Annotated in this window: 17 protein-coding genes and 1 tRNA gene; 7 read left to right on the forward strand and 11 right to left on the reverse strand. The window is 67.4% G+C overall.

Translation table 11 applies throughout. The features are described 5' to 3' along the window. Positions 1-766 (reverse strand): VacJ family lipoprotein (locus tag NBV68_RS09970; protein ID WP_296309379.1); only part of this gene is annotated, 766 nt, incomplete at its 3' end. 123 nt (positions 767-889) lie between these two features. Here NBV68_RS09970 and NBV68_RS09975 point away from each other — a divergent pair. After that, on the forward strand, positions 890-1,687 hold the full coding sequence (locus tag NBV68_RS09975; protein ID WP_296309384.1) for a crotonase/enoyl-CoA hydratase family protein: 798 nt from the start codon (positions 890-892) through the stop codon (positions 1,685-1,687). Between the two features lie 4 nt (positions 1,688-1,691). Beyond that, entirely contained in the window at positions 1,692-2,168 is a 477-nt protein-coding gene (locus NBV68_RS09980; protein ID WP_296309387.1) for a hypothetical protein, read from the forward strand. Positions 2,169-2,178: 10 nt separating this feature from the next. Here NBV68_RS09980 and NBV68_RS09985 read toward each other — a convergent pair whose 3' ends face one another. After that, positions 2,179-2,853 carry an NnrU family protein gene (locus NBV68_RS09985; protein ID WP_296309390.1) on the reverse strand — a complete coding sequence of 225 codons (675 nt, stop codon included), beginning with the start codon at positions 2,851-2,853 and terminating at the stop codon, positions 2,179-2,181. Between the two features lie 45 nt (positions 2,854-2,898). Next, entirely contained in the window at positions 2,899-3,351 is a 453-nt protein-coding gene (locus NBV68_RS09990) for a PaaI family thioesterase (protein WP_296309392.1), read from the reverse strand. A 78-nt stretch (positions 3,352-3,429) separates the two neighbouring features. On the opposite strand from NBV68_RS09990, the gene NBV68_RS09995 reads away from it, so the two are divergent. Next, positions 3,430-3,792 (forward strand): helix-turn-helix domain-containing protein, encoded by a 363-nt coding sequence (locus NBV68_RS09995; RefSeq protein ID WP_296309394.1) that lies wholly within the window; start codon positions 3,430-3,432, stop codon positions 3,790-3,792. On the opposite strand, the gene NBV68_RS10000 is transcribed toward NBV68_RS09995, so the two are convergent. From NBV68_RS10000 to NBV68_RS10015, 4 genes are all read right to left on the reverse strand, one after another. Further along, entirely contained in the window at positions 3,789-4,274 is a 486-nt protein-coding gene (locus NBV68_RS10000) for an FKBP-type peptidyl-prolyl cis-trans isomerase (RefSeq protein WP_296309418.1), read from the reverse strand. The genes NBV68_RS09995 and NBV68_RS10000 overlap by 4 nt on opposite strands. Further along, entirely contained in the window at positions 4,274-5,590 is a 1,317-nt protein-coding gene (locus NBV68_RS10005) for an amidohydrolase family protein (RefSeq protein WP_296309397.1), read from the reverse strand. The genes NBV68_RS10000 and NBV68_RS10005 overlap by 1 nt, the downstream gene beginning before the upstream one ends. Then, positions 5,587-6,864, reverse strand: a complete 1,278-nt coding sequence (locus NBV68_RS10010; protein ID WP_296309420.1) for an amidohydrolase — start codon at positions 6,862-6,864, stop codon at positions 5,587-5,589. Before NBV68_RS10010 ends, NBV68_RS10005 begins: the two co-directional genes overlap by 4 nt. Positions 6,865-7,114: 250 nt before the next feature. Continuing rightward, on the reverse strand, positions 7,115-8,878 hold the full coding sequence (locus tag NBV68_RS10015) for a peptide MFS transporter (RefSeq protein WP_296309399.1): 1,764 nt from the start codon (positions 8,876-8,878) through the stop codon (positions 7,115-7,117). A 313-nt stretch (positions 8,879-9,191) separates the two neighbouring features. On the opposite strand from NBV68_RS10015, the gene NBV68_RS10020 reads away from it, so the two are divergent. Together NBV68_RS10020 and NBV68_RS10025 are read left to right on the forward strand one after the other, a co-directional pair. Continuing rightward, positions 9,192-9,530: a GntR family transcriptional regulator gene (locus NBV68_RS10020; protein ID WP_296309402.1), complete on the forward strand. Its 339-nt coding sequence runs from the start codon at positions 9,192-9,194 to the stop codon at positions 9,528-9,530. Positions 9,531-9,736: 206 nt separating this feature from the next. Continuing rightward, complete coding sequence (locus NBV68_RS10025) at positions 9,737-10,015, forward strand: integration host factor subunit beta (protein ID WP_073974563.1); 279 nt, start codon at positions 9,737-9,739, stop codon at positions 10,013-10,015. A 363-nt stretch (positions 10,016-10,378) separates the two neighbouring features. Here NBV68_RS10025 and NBV68_RS10030 read toward each other — a convergent pair whose 3' ends face one another. Further along, positions 10,379-12,049, reverse strand: coding sequence for a cation:proton antiporter (locus tag NBV68_RS10030; RefSeq protein WP_296309405.1), 1,671 nt, complete (start codon positions 12,047-12,049; stop codon positions 10,379-10,381). Between the two features lie 144 nt (positions 12,050-12,193). Between NBV68_RS10030 and NBV68_RS10035 the strand changes: the two genes are divergently transcribed. Both NBV68_RS10035 and NBV68_RS10040 read left to right on the forward strand, forming a co-directional pair. Then, positions 12,194-12,278: transfer RNA gene (locus tag NBV68_RS10035), tRNA-Leu, on the forward strand. 179 nt (positions 12,279-12,457) lie between these two features. Beyond that, the gene (locus tag NBV68_RS10040; protein WP_296309407.1) at positions 12,458-13,120 is read left to right on the forward strand and encodes a PilZ domain-containing protein; all 663 of its coding nucleotides are present in this window, start codon (positions 12,458-12,460) and stop codon (positions 13,118-13,120) included. 8 nt (positions 13,121-13,128) lie between these two features. On the opposite strand, the gene msrB is transcribed toward NBV68_RS10040, so the two are convergent. The 3 genes from msrB to NBV68_RS10055 all read right to left on the reverse strand — a co-directional run. Further along, positions 13,129-13,629: a peptide-methionine (R)-S-oxide reductase MsrB gene (gene msrB / locus NBV68_RS10045; RefSeq protein ID WP_296309411.1), complete on the reverse strand. Its 501-nt coding sequence runs from the start codon at positions 13,627-13,629 to the stop codon at positions 13,129-13,131. Between the two features lie 72 nt (positions 13,630-13,701). Next, positions 13,702-15,057: a cytochrome P450 gene (locus NBV68_RS10050; RefSeq protein WP_296309413.1), complete on the reverse strand. Its 1,356-nt coding sequence runs from the start codon at positions 15,055-15,057 to the stop codon at positions 13,702-13,704. Positions 15,058-15,188: 131 nt separating this feature from the next. Beyond that, positions 15,189-16,418 (reverse strand): ABC transporter permease (locus NBV68_RS10055; RefSeq protein ID WP_296309415.1); only part of this gene is annotated, 1,230 nt, incomplete at its 5' end.

A 16,418-nucleotide genomic window follows, 5' to 3' on the forward strand; every position in this document is an offset into this window, starting at 1 on the left:
CGTCCGAAGCGCGAATGCTCGCGATCTCCTCGTCGAAGGCGAGCCGCTGGTCGAGGCCGTTGATGACGAAATAGGTCGCCGCATATTCGAGCCGGTTGAACGGATCGCCCACCGCAACCGGCAGCAGCGCCTGATCGAGCGTGCTCCCCACCAGATCGCGCAACGACGTCGCGCCCGTCACGGGCAGATACAGATAGGGGCCCGATCCGACCCCGTAGAAGCCCAGCGTGTTGGCAAAGCCGTTACGACGATAGGGCAGGTCTGCCTTCTTCTCCGCCACATCAAACAGCCCGCCCACACCCACGGTCGAATTGATCGCCAGCCGCCCGAGCGTCTCGAACGCCTTGCCGACCTTGCCCTGGAGCAGGAAATTGAGCGCGACGCTTGGCTCACCAAGGTTCTTCACCACATTGCCGAGGCCGTCGCGCACCGGTTCGGGCAGGCCGTCGCGATAGGCGTTGGCGACAGGCTCGACCAGCGCTTCGTCGACCGCCTGGGTGACGCGGTAGCTTTCTTCGTTGATCGCCTCGGCCGGATCGCTCTTGGGCGGGCCGACTTCGCCTTCGACCACGATCTCGGTGACCGGCGGCTCAGCGGGGGCATTCTGCGCCGCGGCGAGGCTCCAGCCGAGCGGCAGCACGGTGCGGCGTTCAGCCAGCGGCGGCGGAGGAAGCGCGATGGTGGGGGCGTGAGTGGCGGGCATCGCAACGCCCAGCGCCGCGCTCAGCAGCGCGGGCGAGGTCGACAGCAGCGCAAGTCCGGGCATCGCAATCCTTTCGTCTGCGCCTCTGCCCCCCCGGATCGGCGCGCGTCTTCCACGATTCTTGCCCTTTACCCCTGCGATCTTTACGCAAGCCTGACCAGCTCACGAAGCCCGCGAAAGGCCCCCATGTCCCTCATCCAGATAAGCCGCGAAGGCCCCGTTACAATTCTGAGGCTCGACCGTGCGGAGAGCATGAACCCGCTCGGCGCGCCGGGCGACGGGGACGCGTTCGTCAGTGCCGCCAATGCGATCAACCGCGACATGGAGTGCCGGGTGGTGATCCTCACCGGCGCGGGGCGGGCGTTCAGCGCGGGCGGCGACGTCAAGGCGATGCAGAACAAGACCGGCACCTTCGGCGGCACCACCCCGGCGATCTCGGACGGCTATCGCGACAATATCCACCTGATGCTGCGCGCGCTCTATGGCCTTCGCGTCCCCCTGATCGCGGCGGTCAACGGCCCGGCGATCGGGCTGGGCTGCGATGTCGCCTGCCTCGCCGACATCCGCATCGCTTCGGAAAGCGCCAAGTTCGGCGTGACCTTCCTCAAGCTCGGGATCATCCCCGGCGATGGCGGCACGTGGATCCTGCCCCGCGTGATCGGCATGAGCCGCGCGGCCGAGCTGTTCTACACCGGCGACGTGATCGACGCCGCGACCGCCAAGGACTGGGGCCTCGTCAGCCGCGTTGTGCCCGCCGAGACGCTGATGGACGAGGCGCGCGCACTCGCCGGCCGGATCGCGCTGCTCCCCCCGCACGCGCTGCGCCACACCAAGAACCTGCTGCGGCAGGGACAACAGACCAGCTACGACACCGCGCTCGAGCTCGCCGCCAACACCCAAGCTATGATGCACACCACTGCCGACCATGCCGAGGGCGTTGCGGCGCTGATCGAAAAGCGCGGCGCGGTGTTCCGGGGGGAATAGGTCCGTGAGCGACACCGAGACGGAAACCTCGCCCGATGGGCGCTTCGAGGTGACCTATCGGATGAGCGAAAGAATGAACGGGCAGTGGGCCGCCACCCCGGAAGTGCGTGATGTTGGGAGTGGCGCAGTGATCCTCGCGCTCACCGATGAGCGGCTGGATGGCACGGTGATGTGGGGTGAGCGGCCCGGACGGTTCGTCCTCGGCCTGCGCCGCTGGCCGAACGGGTTATATGGCCTTGCGGTGCATGTCGACGCCGATGCAGGGACTGTGCGTCTCGGCAAGGACGGCGCAGTGCAGCCGCTCGCCGAGGCCGAAACGCTGATCAAACGCCATTTTGACGCGCGCCAGCCGCCTCCCGTTCCGCCCCCGCCACCCGCTCCGCCGCTGTCGCCGCTGCGGCGCGCGTTTGACCGCGCGGGCTGGGTGCTATTTGCGGTGATGGTGCTTTACGGGATCGCGCTGGCGCTTGGCTTCGTCTAGCCCGCCGCAGCTACAGCCACTTCCAAACGCCCGCCGGAATCCCGGCGTGCCAGAGGTGCACCCAACTTCCCGCGAGCCAAAGCGCCGTGCCCGCCGCCAGCGGCACCGCGCCGACGCTGAAGAATTGCCCGAGGCGCGGCCACCAGGAGGTGCGGCTTGACCATTCGGCCCAGGCCTCGCCCATCAGCTTCGCCTTCTTGCCGTCCTGCAACTTCGAACCGACCAGCGCCAGCACGCCCATCGCAAAGGCGGTGATCATCGTGCGGGTGCTCCAGAACAGCACCATGTGCGACAGCGCCCACAACCCGATCCCCCACATCATCGGGTGGCGGGTGACGCGGAACACGCCCTTGGGCTCGGCCCTCGCCTGCGCTTCCGCCATCGGCGTGGGGAGCGCCGGATTGCCGATCAGCGAGCCCGCCAGCAGCACCATGGCGAACCAGGTGATGATCGTTGCCACGATCCACCCCGCCTCGCCCGAGCCCGGCAGGTCTGCCCCCGGCGCGACCGCAAAGGCATGGGCCACCCAGCCCAGCGTCGCAAAGCTCACCACCGTATAGGCAAGCGTGAAGCCTCCCGCCCCCAGCGCCTTCACCAGCGGCGCCCTCAGCGGGTGCGACATCGCGAAGTGTGAGCCGACGAAAGCGGCATTGGCCGCGGCGAGCGTGATCAGGTCCCCATCCATGCACGCACAGCTAACATGGGTTAGCCGCGCCGCCTAGCTGCCGATCTAGACGATGATCCCGGTCGGCACGATGGTCGCCTGGGCGGCGGCAACATGGACCGGCGCGGCGCCCTCGCTCTCCGCCCAGACATCGGCGCGCACCACCACCTGGCGCTTTCCGGCCTTGATCACGGTGCCGCGCGCGCGCAGCCGCTCGCCCTTGGCCGGGCGCAGGAAGTCGATGGTGTAGCCTCCGGTCACCACATCGCCCGCGACCGATGCCCCCGCCCAGGCGCAGGCATTGTCCGCCATCAACCCGACGATCGCGCCATGGGCATAGCCGTGGTGCTGGGTCATCTCGCGGCGAAGCTCGAGGGTGAGTTCGCTCTCCCCCTGCCACACCTTCAACGGCTCGACCGCGAGCCAGCTGGAAAAGCCCGAGCGCGCGACCGCGACCTTCTTCATGTAGGCGATCGCGGCTTCGGGGCTGTCGAAGCGCGAGGCGGGGGGGGTCGACATGGGGGCAGGCTCCTTAGGTCTGATTCGCAGACTTTATGCGCCTTGCCATCCGCGTGCACAAGTCTGATAATCAGACGGATGAAGACCTACATCCCCTCGCGCGCACCCTGCCCCGTCGCCCGCGCCGCGCGCGTGCTCGGCGATCGCTGGGTGCTGCTGATCCTGCGCGATGCATTTCTCGGCGCGGATCGGTTCGAGGATTTCATCGCGCGGCTCGGCATCAACCGCGCCGCGCTGACCTCGCGGCTCGCGATCCTGCAGGAGGCGGGGCTGCTCCGCCGCGACCCGCCCGAAGGCAAGCGCGCGCGCTATGTGCTGACCGACAAGGCGCGCGCGCTCGCGGGGCTGTTCACCGAAATGGCAGGCTGGAGCGCGGCGCACCTCTATGCCGAGGGCGAGGCGGCCCCGGCATGGCCGCCGTCGCCGCCGCAGGCGAGCTAGCCGCCAATCGCGATCAGTTCGACCTTGAACACCAGCGTCGCATTGCCGGGGATCGGCCCGCGCCCGACCGGGCCGTAGGCGAGGTCGGCGGGGATCGCGATCTCGATGATCTCGCCCACGCCCATGTTCGGAATGGCGATCTGCCAGCCGGGAACCAGCCGGTTCAGCGGGAAGGTCGCCGGTTGGCCGCGCGCGTAGGAGCTGTCGAACACCGTCCCGTCGAGCAGTTTGCCCTCGTAATGGACGGTGACCACGTCCGAGACCTTGGGTTTCCTGTCCGACGCGAGATACTTCAGCCAGCGCCAGCGCAAGCCCCCCTCGGCGGTGTACCAGCCGTCTTCGGCCTTGAGACCGAGGAGGTAGAGCTGCTGCTGCGCGTGCCACGCCGGGTTCTGGGCGTTGGGGTCGGGCGCCTTGTCCTGCGCGGCGGCGGGGGCTGCGGCGGCGAGGAGCGCGGCCGCCGTTAAAAGGGCTCCGCGCATCACCAGTCGTAGGCCTCGGGCCGCTGGCTTTCGTCAAGGTCGCGGTAGCGATCGCGCAGGCGGGTCTGGTGGTTGGTGAGATCCTGTTTGATCCCGCCGATGAACACCTGCGTGGGCACCGCCCCGGCCTCGAGCGGGTCTTCGCTCCAGATCACCACATCGCCCAGCGCGCCGGGCTTCAACACCCCCGCCTTGCCGCCCATGCCGCTGATCTCGGCCGGAACCGAGCTGATCGCGGCGAAGGCCTGCCCCCAGCTCATACCCGCAGCGCCCGGAAGCCGGTTCAGCGCCACGAGATTCCCCGCCACCTGCGGCAAGCGGCGCGGGTCCTGCATCGTGGCGGCGTTGATCGCGACCTTGACCCCGGCGCGCAGCATGCGCCCGGCGTTGGACTGGGTCGCGCCCAGCTGCTCGAAGGTCTCTGGCAGATCATTGAGGCCGTTGGCGATCACCGGCACCTTGGCGGCGGCGATCTCGCCCGCGACCAGCCAGCCCTCGGTCGCGCCGACCAGCACCAGATCGAGCGCGGGGAACTCGGCCTTCAGCGCCAGCGCGGCGCGGATGTCGGAGGCGCGCTCGGCCGCGACATAGAGCTTCTGCTTGCCTGTCACCACCGGCACCAGCGCCTCGGCATCGAAGCGGCTGAGCAGCACCTCGTCGTCCTTGACGATCTCGGTCGTCTGCGGCGTGCCGGTCTTGCCCGCCAGCGCCTGCGCCTCGCGCAAGCTCGCGCGCAGCAGCATGTGCGCCGCCGGGCGGCTGCCGCCGGCGAGGCGCGCGCCGTTCTCGCCCAGATCGACCATCTGGAACGCACGCGCCTGCGTCACCGGGGTCGCGTCGCCATCGAGGTCGATGATCGCGCCCTGTCCTGCAAAGATCGAGCCGGTCGGCACGGTGGCGGTGGCTGCACGGGTAATCCCGGCGGCGCGGTGGACGAGGATATGCTGCGAGACCGGGTTGATGGCGGCCGCCGCATCGAGCGCAGCGCTGAACGGCGAGGCAGCGGCGCGCGAGTCCTCGGTCTCGCTCACCGCACCGACATCCGAAAGGCCGAGGGTGGTTACGGTCGCGAAGATGCCGGGGGTGACATAGGCCCCCTTGGCATCGACCCCCGCGCCGCCCGCAGGGGCGCCGCTGGCGGGGCCGGCATAGACCACCTTCCCGGCGGAGACGACCACGGTGCCGCCCTCGATCGGCTCGCTGCCGTCACCGATGACGACCCGGGCATTGGTGATCGTGACGTCCTGCGCCATGGCAGGCGCGGCGGCGACAAGAGCGATCGCGCTGATGGCGCCGAGGGAGATGAGCTTTTTCACTTCACGTCTCCTTCACCGGGCTGGCCCAGCTCGAAATCGCTCACCGGGCGCGTCTTGGGATTGAGCGCATCGAACATCAGCGCACCGTCGATCCACACCTTCTCGGGGCGCGAATAGACCGACAGCGGATCACCGTTCCACAGCACCACATCGGCCATCTTGCCGGTCTCGAGACTGCCGGTCATGTCGCCGATCCCCATCGCCTTGGCAGCATTGTAGGTGATCCAGCCGATCACGGTCGCATCGGTAATCTCGATCCCCAAGCGCAATCCGGCGGCCTGCGCCTTTGCGGCTTCCTGGTTCAGGCGCTGGATGTCGTTGGCATCGTCCGAGTGGATCACCACGCAGGCACCCTCGCGCTGGAGGAAGGCGGCATTCTCGAGGATGCCGTCATAGCTCTCCATCTTGAAGCCGTACCAATCGGCCCAGATCGCGCTGCAGACGTCGTTCTCGCGCAGCAGGTCGGCGATCTTGTAGGCCTCGACCGCGTGGTGGAAGGCGGTGACCTTGTAGCCCATCTCCTTGGCCATATCCATGACCAGCGCCATCTCGTCGGCGCGGTAGCAGTGGTTCTGGATCAGGATCTCGCCCTTGAGCACGCCGACCAGCGTCTCCTTGCCGAGATCGCGCTTGGCTTTCGGATCGTTCGCGTAATCGATCGCGCCGAGCCACGTTTCGCGGTTGACTGCAAGGTTGCCCATGCGGGTCGAGGGCATCCGCCCGCGATCGCCATAGACGCGCTTGGGGTTCTCCCCGCAGGCCATTTTCATCGAGTAGGGCGCGCCGGGGAACTTCATCCCCTGCATGGTGCGCGCGGGCACGTTCTTGAGCGTGACCGAGCGCCCGCCCATCAGGTTCGCCGAGCCGGGGAGGATCTGCAAGGCAGTGATCCCGCCATTGGCGAGCGCGCGGCTGAAGCCGGGGTCCTGCGGCCAGACCGAGTGTTCGGCCCAGACCTCGGGCGTGGTAGGGCTGGTCGCCTCGTTGCCGTCAGAGTGCGCGTCGACCCCGGGCGAGGGGTAATCGCCGAGGTGCGAGTGGATGTCGATGATGCCGGGGGTGACGAACTTGCCCGTGCCGTCGAACACCGCGATGTCGGCAGGGATAGGCGTGTCGGGCCCGCCGACCGCGACGATCTTGCCGCCCGACATGAACACGACGCCGTTCTCGATTCGCTTGCCGCGCCCGTCATAGACGGTCGCGCCTGTGATGGCGGTCGCGACATTGGGGAAGTGCTTGTAGGTCGAGGGGAAGACCGCTTCGCCGGCCTTCATCGCGGCGAAGGCGGGAGCCTCTGCGGCCTCCTCGTCCTTGCCCTTCTTCTTGCCCCGCTCCTTGGCGTCAGCAACGGTGGCCCCCGCTATCAGCGCGAGCGCGCTTGCGAGGGTGGTCAGCGCGCCGGCCCGGGCACGCCACTTCGTGTCTCGAAACATTCAAACCTCGCGTTATTCCGCTCCTCCCCCGTTGGAACGGAAAACGCGAGGTTTGTCCATGCTGCCGGACGAATTATGTGTCCGGCGGGCGTTACTCGGCCGGACGCGCGGCGGGCGGGGTGTCGCCGAAGACGTCCTCGATCTCGGCCATCGGGCTGTCGTCGCGCAGGGTGTCCAAGTGCATCAGCTTCTTGATCAGCGGGCTGATGACCAGCACGCCGACGCCGACCGCAATCGCAATCCAGCCGATCTGGCTATAGACTCCGAGCACGACCTCCTTGCCCGCGCCTTCGCCCGAGGCCGCTTCCGAACCTGTGGCCGCTGCGATCAGACCCGCCACGAAGTTCCCGGTGGCCGAGGCGAAGAACCAGGTCCCCATGATCAGCGATGCCATGTGCGCCGGAGCCAGCCGGTTCATCGCCGAAAGGCCCACGGGGGAAAGGCACAGCTCGCCAGTGGTGTGGAGCAGGTAGATCAGGAAGATGAAGATGACGGGCGTCATGTTTCCGGTCGCAGCGCCTGCCACCAGCACCAGGAAGCCAGCTCCCAGCTGCATCAGTGCAAGCCCGAACTTCGCCGGGGTCGAAGGTTCAAGGCCGCGCCGACCCAGCGACGTCCACAGCCATGCAAAGAGCGGCGCCAGCAGTACAATGTAGATCGCATTGATCGACTGGAACATCGAAGCCGGCACATCGAAACCAAAGATCGTGCGATTAACATGGCGATCAGTGTACAGATTGAGTGACGAACCCGCCTGTTCGAACAGCGCCCAGAACAGGATCGAGCCGACAATCAGGAACATTGCGGCGAAGATACGGTCGCGGTCCTCGTTGCGGTTGATCAGCGATTGCCAGATGACCACGAGCAGCGACACGCCGAAACCGGCCAAAGCCAGGTTCAGCGCGGCGGATTCGGACAGGCTTTCGAGGAACATGCCGACAAACGCGACAATCGCCATCAGTCCGCCGAGACCGAATATCGCCAGCGGCAGTGTGGGTGATGCCGCATAAGACCCGTGAACGAAACGGAAGGTCGCCTCGCCCAGCACATACAGGATCAGGATCGTGCCGCCCACGCCCAGTAGGGTGCCGACCACAGCCTGATTCTGCACCAGCCACCAGCAGGTGAGCACTGCGACCAGACCGACCGCGTAAAGCAACCATTCGAGCTTGACGCCCATCACCGGGCTTGCGAGCTTCACCGGGTCGCTCGGCTCGCCGCGCCCCAGCAGCAGCGGCTTGAACACGGTGAACACGATCAGCCCGAGCAGCATCCCGAAGCCCGCCGCGCCGAAGCCGTAGGACCAGCCATAAGTCTCGCCCAGATAGCCGCACAGCAGCGACCCGAGCGCCGCGCCGAGGTTAATCCCCATGTAGAAAATCGTGTAGGCCCCGTCGCGGCGCACATCGGTGCGCGGGTAGAGCTGGCCGACGATCACCGAGATGTTCGCCTTGAGGAAGCCCGAGCCGACGATGATGAAGGCCAGCGCCAGCCAGAAGAGGCTGAGGCTCGCCGCATCCTGTCCGCCATTGCCCTCAAAGCCCATCAGGAAGTGGCCGAAGGTCAGCAGCACCGCGCCATAGGTCACCGCCTTGCGCTGGCCGAGATACTTGTCGGCCAGATAGCCGCCCAGCACCGGAGTGATGTAGACTAGCGCGGTATAGGCGCCGTAGATGACGCCGGCCTGCGCATCGTCGAACAGCCAGTGCTTGGTGAGGTAGAAGATCAGCAGCGCCCGCATCCCGTAGTAGGAGAAGCGCTCCCACATTTCGGCGAAGAACAGAACGAACAGACCCTTGGGGTGGCCGAGGAATGTCCCGGCGCTGTCCCCGTGCGGAAGCTCAGTTGTGGCCATGTAAACGAATATCCCTGAAGTGCGCCCCTCCCGGGCGCGGTCCCATGGGCGCGCACCCTAGCGCGTGTTGCGCGAGTGTGAAGCATTTGTTGCGTGGGAGCGTAATGGAACGCCCGGGGGAGTCACTGCCCCGGTCCGCCATCGGACATGCCGCGAGCGCACGCGCGCGAGCCGCAAGCGATCCGGGGCGAAGCGACGGAGGCTCGCCGAGCATGTGCACGCAGAGGCGGGCACGCAAACCAAAGGCTCCCCCCGCCTTGACCGCATGGCTGTATTATGGCACTGATGCACCTCGTAAGGGACCCCAGCACCTATGAACTCCAACCGCCCCGTCTACCTCAAGCTGCGCGATCAGATCGCGGCGGCGATCATCGACGGGGTCTATCCGGAAGGGGCGATGCTGCCCTCGGTGCGCGCGCTCGCGGCCGAACAGGGGGCGAATCCGCTGACCGTCGCCAAGGCCTACCAGCAGTTCCAGAACGATGGCCTCGTCGAGGTGCAGCGCGGCGTGGGCATGTATGTCGTGCGCGGCGCCGCCGAGCGCCTGCGCAGTGCCGAACGCGAGACCTTCCTGCGCGAGGAATGGCCCGAGATCCGCAACCGGATGGCGCGGCTCGGGCTCGATCCGGCGGATCTTGCGCCGGCCTCCTGACAAATTCCTAACTTACAGCGCTGTAGGTTGCGCTATCTCCCGCAGTGTGACACTTTGTATGCAATCTCGGGCGGCGGGTTGCAAAAGCCGCACGCCTGGGATTAAAGGGGCAGCCTCACGGGTCGGAGGCGAGTAACATAAACGACGGGGTAACCCGCATAGCGGCGTCAATGTGGTCGGGCCACATTGGCCGCCGGGAGATCGGCATGATCAGATCCGAACTGTTGCAGGAATTGCACAAGGACAACCCAGACCTCCGCGCCGACGAGATCGAGCAGGTGGTGGATATCTTCTTTGACGAGATCGCGCAGCGGCTCGCCGAGGGTGGCCGCGTGGAGCTGCGCGGCTTCGGCGCGTTCTCGACCCGCGAGCGCGAGGCGAGAAGCGGGCGCAACCCGCGCACCGGCGAAACGGTGGACGTGCCTTCGAAGCGCGTGCCCTACTTCAAGGCCGGCAAGGAAATCCGCGAGCGTTTGAACAAGTGAATTGCGAGGGCGCCTCCGCGCCCTCGTCCTCGACGCTATTCCCTCCGCTTCGCTCCGGGGCGCCTGCGGGCGGCCGTTCGGCCTTGCGGCCCGTCCGTTGGCGGGCCGGATCACCGCGACCCTGATTTGATGCGCCGGTATCGGTCGCGCAGCGACCGCGAGCGCACGCGCGCGAGCCGCAGGTGCTCAAGTCCGCAGGACTTGAAACAGCACCGAGGACGTGCCCGCGGAGGCGGGCACGCAAGCCAAGACACATCGGCCCCGAAGGGGCCGCAAGCCCGAACGGGCGCCCGCAGGTGCTCGATCCCGCAGGGATCAAAACGCACCGAGGACGCTCGCCCGGAGGGGCGAGCGAAAAGCAAATTACGCCGCGCGGGGCAACGGATCATCATGGGCGAGGCTGGGGACGGGCAGCGCGCGCTCCACGCCGAGCGCGGCGAACACCAGTTCGGTGAGGCGCTCGCCGCCGCCGCTCATGCTCATGTCGACCGGCAGCATGCCGAGCGCGGCCATGTCGTCGATATCTTCAGCCCCCGGCACCGCGATGATCCGCGTCATCGTCGGCGCGCGGGTCTCGACCAGCGGGGTGAGCTCGCGCGAGACGTCGGTCACGCCGGTCGCGATCACCAGCACCTGACGGCGGTCCATCCCGATCGCGTCCCAGCTCCTCGGGTCGGCGGGGTTGGCGCGGTGGACGTGGTAGCCATCGGCGAGCGCGATCTGGAAGCGGTCGTGATCGGGCTCGAGCGCAAGGTAATCGACTTCGTTATAGGCGAGCGCATCGGCCACCGCGCGCCCCGCGGGGGTCATGCCGATGATCACGATCGGCGCGTTGTCGCCCGCCATCTTCGCGTCGGGCGGGCCGGCGCGCAGGCGCCCGGCAAGCTTGCGGCCCAAATTGGATACAAAAGGCGTCGCGGCCAGGCTGATCGCGATCGCTGTAACCATCGCCGAGACCAGTCGCGGCTCGGCCAGTCCGGCGACCGCGGGCAGCGCCAGCAGCACCAGCGTGAACTCGCTCCCCTGCCCGAGCAGGAAGCCCAATTGGATCGAGCCCGGCACCGACCAGCGGTTGAGCAGTGCGGCGATCACGTTGAAGGCGCATTTCGCCGCGATCACCCCGAGGGTCATCGCCACTACCAGCTGCCAGTCGGCGACCAGCTGTGCGGGGTCGATCGACAGGCCGACCGAGATGAAGAAGAAGCTCATGAACAGCCCGCGGAAGGCGTCGATCTCGGTCTGCACCAGGATGCGATAGCGCGAATCCGCGACCGCCATGCCGCCGAGGAAGGCGCCCAGCGTCAGCGACAGCCCCGCCATCCCCGTCGCCCACCCGGCGGCGAGCGCGATGAACAGCGCGGTGGCGGTGTAGACCTCGGTCGTGCCCGCGCGGGCGATCAGGCCGAACAATGGCTCGGTGAGATAGCGTGCGAACAGCACAGCGATGGCGAAGGCGGCGAGCGCCTTGGCCCCGGCGATCCCGAGCGCGGGCGCGAGTGCTCCGCCGCTCGCCAGCGCGCCTGCGGTGACCAGCAGCAGGATCGCGGCAATGTCCTGAAAGATCAGGATCGATTGCGCCGCGCGGCCCACCGGGCAATCCTCCTGATCGCGCTCGCGGATCAGGCCGATCACCACCGCGGTCGAGGACAGGCCCATCCCGAAGCCCGCGATCACCGCAAAGGTCGGCGGCAGGCCGAAAGCCCAGAACAGCGCGGCAAAGGCCCCGCCCGCGACGATCATCTGCAAGCTGCCGAAACCGAAGATGTTGCCCGCCTCGGCGCGGATCCGGCCCAGCGAGAAGTGCAGGCCGAGGTTGAACAGCAGGAACATCACCCCCGCCTCGGCCATCGCCGCGACCACGTCGCCGCTGAAATCCTCCGCCATGCCAAGGCTCGCGAGGCCCAGTCCCATGCCGAGATAGCCCACGATCGGGTTCAGCCGCAGCGCCCGGCTGCCGAGCGCGGCGGCAATGCCGAGGCCCAGCAGCGTGATCGCCGGCTGGATGGTCTCGACCACCGAATGCGCGTCTGTCATCTCGCCCGCCATCACGCGCTTGTCCCAAGTGAAAGTCCGTAAGCCGCCCAGATGGGGCCTTGCAGCGGTGGTGGCAAGCTTCGGTGCAAGCGGGGGGGCAAGCTCTGGCCTTCGCCTGCCGATCTGTGGCAAGGGCTGCGCATTGCGGGCGTGGCGGAATGGTAGACGCCGGGGACTTAAAATCCCCTGAGCTTTGCTCTTGCGGGTTCGAGTCCCGCCGCCCGTACCAAGGCCCGCCCACTGGCCTGGCGTCATTTTCCCCAGCCGCAATGCGACCAGCCGGGGGCCGCCATTATATCCCCCTTAACGCCTTCCTGCGTAATCCCTCATGAGAAGCGTGGGGTCAGACCGCCCCGCGCATGTCTCGCCAGTGCCAGGACCAGGGGCTGTCGGATTGGGACAACAGGCATGGAACCAGCGAGCCAACACGCACGCCTCGAGCCGACTCCGGACCAGCCCGGCGCCGAGCAGCGCGCCGCGCCGCGCTTCACGCTGCTGATCCGGGCAGCCAAGCTGGTGTCGGCTCAGGGCGAGTTCGTCTGCGTGATCCGCGACGTCTCCGAAACCGGGGTGAGCGTGCGCCTGTTTCACGGCCTCCCATCCTGCAAGGACTTCGCGCTGCACATGCCGGCCGGAGCCGTCTACGAAATCGCGCGGGTCTGGCACATGGGCAACGAGGCGGGCTTCACCTTCGCCGAGGGGGTCGAGGTCGAGAAGCTCGTCAACGAAGCGAGCGACTATCCCAAGCGCGGGCTCCGGCTCGCGCTGTGCTTCCCGGTGACGGTGAACATGCTCGCCGGCCAGTTCGAGGCGCTGGTCGAGAACTTCTCCCAGCAGGGCGCGCGGCTGACCTGCGACCAATTGCTGGCGATCGACCAGACCGTGCGCATCGCCATGCCCGCGCTGGGCGGCGGCAAGCCGCGCGAGGTGCGCGCCAAAGTCCGCTGGCGGCGCGACCAGCACTACGGCGTGGTGTTCGACGACACCTTCACGCTCGGCGATTTCGCGCGGCTGGCAGCACTGCTCCAGGCCCCGGCGCTGCTCGAAGAGAGCGCCGCGCCCGCAGCCTAGACCCGGCCTCAGGCAGGCACGAACTTGAGCGCCACGCCGTTGATGCAGTGGCGCTTGCCGGTGGGCTTGGGCCCGTCTCCGAAGATATGCCCCAGATGTCCGCCGCAATCGGCGCAGTGCACTTCGGTGCGCGGGTAGCCGATCAGGTAATCGGTGCTGGTGCCCACGGCCCCCTTGTCGATCGCCTGCCAGAAGCTCGGCCAGCCGGTGCCACTGTCATACTTGGTGTCCGACGCATAGAGCCGGTTGCTGCATGCTGCGCACACGAATGTGCCCTTACGCTTTTCCTTGTTGAGCGGCGAGGTGAAGGCGCGCTCGGTCCCGGCCTCGCGCAGCACGTAGAACTGGTCGCGGGTCAGCAGCTTCTTCCACTCGGCTTGCGTTTTGCCCTTGGGAAAGGACTTGGCCTCGGCGGGCGTAGCGCCGCAGGCGCTGACGAAGGGCAGCAAGCCGCCAATCGCGGCGCTGGCGGCGAGCAGGCGGCGGCGGTTCAGGAAGGGCAGGCGCATGGGTATCTCCGTGGAACGGGCGCTGTGCCCGCTCTCCTTTTACGTCGAAAACGGCCCGCAGGTTTCACCCCTTCAAAAAGTCGTGATCTCGACCTCGAGCTTGCGGAAGCCGTGGACGAAGTTCGCGCGCACCCGCTCGACATCGCCCGCGACATGCACCCGCATCCGGCGCTTGTGCATTTCCTCGAGCAGCACGCGGAGCTGGAGCTCGGCAAGCCGCGCGCCGACGCAGCGGTGGATGCCGTAGCCGAAGGCGAGGTGACGCCGGGCGTTCTCGCGGTTGATGTCGAGCTTGTCCGGGTTCTCGAACACCTCTTCGTCGCGGTTGGCACTGATGTACCACAGCACCACCTTGTCGCCGGCCTTGATGGTCTGGCCGAACACCTCGGTATCCTCGGTGCAGGTGCGGCGCATATGCGCCAGCGGCACCTGCATGCGCAGGATTTCCTGCACAGCATTGGGGATCAGCGCGGGCTCTTCCTCGAAGAGCTTGCGCTGGTCGGGGAACTTGTCGAGCGCGTGGATGATCCCGCTCATGGTGTTGCGGGTGGTATCGTTGCCGCCGACGATCAGCAGGACCAGATTGCCCATGAATTCCTCGGGCCGCATCTGGTTCATCGCGGGCGAGTGGAGCATCATCGAGATCAGGTCGTTGCCCGGCTCCTTGTCCATCGTCCGCTCGATCCAGAGCGACTGGAAATAGGCTGCCATCTCCTGGAGGATGCCCCAGCGCATCTCGTCAAGCTCGCGCACCGTGGCCAGCTCGGTGTCGCCCGACCAGTCGGACCAGAAGGTGAGCAACCGGCGGTCTTCCCAGGGGAAGCCGAACAGGATCGCGAGCATGCCGGTGGTGAGCTCGATCGACACGGTGTCGACCCAATCGAACACCTCGCCGCGCGGCAGCGAATCCAGAAGTTCGCCGGTGCGGGCGCGGATCTCCGCTTCCATGTCGGAGATTGCGGAGGGCGTGAACTTGGGTGCGACGGTGCGGCGCTGGCCGGTGTGCTGCGGGCGGTCCATGGCGATGAACATCGGCAGCTCGCGCGGGGCATCGACCCCGGCGGCGGCGGCTTCCTCTTCGGTCAGGCGGTTGAGAATGGTGATCCCGCCATGCTCCCAGCTCGACGAGAAGGTTTCGGGCAGGGCCTCGATATGCTGGATCGCCTTGTGGCCGACCACCGCCCAATAGGGGCCGAAGGGGCTTTCGGGGATCCAGTGGAGCTGGCCGGCCTTGCGCATCTCGGCGAACACCGGCTGCCAGCGATCCTCGAAATAGATGTCCGAGCGGCTGACGTCCCACGGGTGCGGATGGTGGAGGCGTTCCTCGGGGTGGTTTTCGAAATGGGCCTTGAGCGCATCGTAGGCGGAAGGCTCGCGGCGCACTTGCGGGCGCTGGATTCCGGGCGTTGCGGGGGCGATGGTGGCCATGAATGTCTCCCGTCGGGCGGCTTTCTGGTGTGGGGCCGCTCCGTTCCGAGTCGCAGTCTGACGCAACTTACAGCAATGTCAATATGGGTTGCAGATCGGGACTGAAACCGCGCTTGCCGAGTGGCGCGGGCTCAGACCGGCACGCGACCGCCCCTGCCGTTCTTGGCGCGGCGCTTGTCGCGCCCCGCTCCGCCCGACTTCATCACCCGCTTGCGGAACAGCAGCGAACCCGCCTTGACGATCCCCACCACCGCGAGCGCCTGCCAGGCGAGCGCGAGTGCGTGGGTCCACACCTCGCCCTCCATCGCGGCGCGGGCGAGCATGGCGAAGGGCGAGGACAGCGGGAAGGCAATCGCCGCCATCTCCATCGCCGAGCCGGGCTGGTTGATGGTGTATGCGGCAAGGAAGAACACCATCAGCTGGAGCATGGTGACCGGCATCGAGAGCGTCTGCACCTCGCGCACCGAGGTCGCCATCGAACCGATCGTCAGGAACAGCGCGCCGAGCAGAAGATAGGCCATAGCGAAATACAGGATGCCGAGCACCACGAACAGCGGCCAGCCGACCGCAGGCGCGGGGAGGTTGGCGATGTCGAAGCCGGTCATGCGGGTGATGACCTCGCCCGCCCCGCCGAACAGCGCGAAGCCAGCAAGGCCCCACACGGTGATGCCGACGAAGGAGACGCCGAGCATCGCGAACAGCTTGCCCATGAACACGGCATCCATCGGGATCGCGGCGGCGAGGATCTCGATGATCTTGTTGGCCTTCTCCTCAACGAGGTTGGAGAGCACCATGCCAGCGAGCAGCATCGTCAGCAGGAACAATAGCATCTGCGCGATCTGGGCGGTCTGGATGCGGGTGGTGCGCTCGTCGGCGGCGCTGGTCGCGACCGGCGTGGCACTGACCGGCGGGAAGGCGGCAGGCTCGGCGGCAAGCGCGTGGCCGGCGATAAGGCTGACGGGGCCCTGCCAGCGCGCGATCTGGCCCTCGGTTCCGACCAGCACCGGGCTCTGCGGCGTGCCGGTGAGGATCGCGGCGTAGTTGCCCTGGCGCGCCTCCATGAAGGCCCGCGCGTCAAAGGCCGGGTTCCCGGCCGCCTCGGGGACGGGCTGGAGCCGGGGGAGCGAAAAGGGCAGCTGGGGGGCGAGGCGCTCGCCCGCCGAGACCATCGCAGCGGTATCGGCCGGGGCCATAGCGACGCCGACCTCGTAGCTCACCGCATCGCGCTGAACCCCGCCGCCGATCGACCCGGCGAGCCCGCCGACGATCACCGGGAAGAGCGGCCCGAGCAGGAAGAACAGGAAGGCGCGGGAAAACAGCACCGCGACAAAGTCACGCCGGGCGATCACCCATGCGGCCTC

The sequence above is a fragment of the Erythrobacter sp. genome, assembly GCF_023653175.1.
Classification (GTDB): domain Bacteria; phylum Pseudomonadota; class Alphaproteobacteria; order Sphingomonadales; family Sphingomonadaceae; genus Erythrobacter.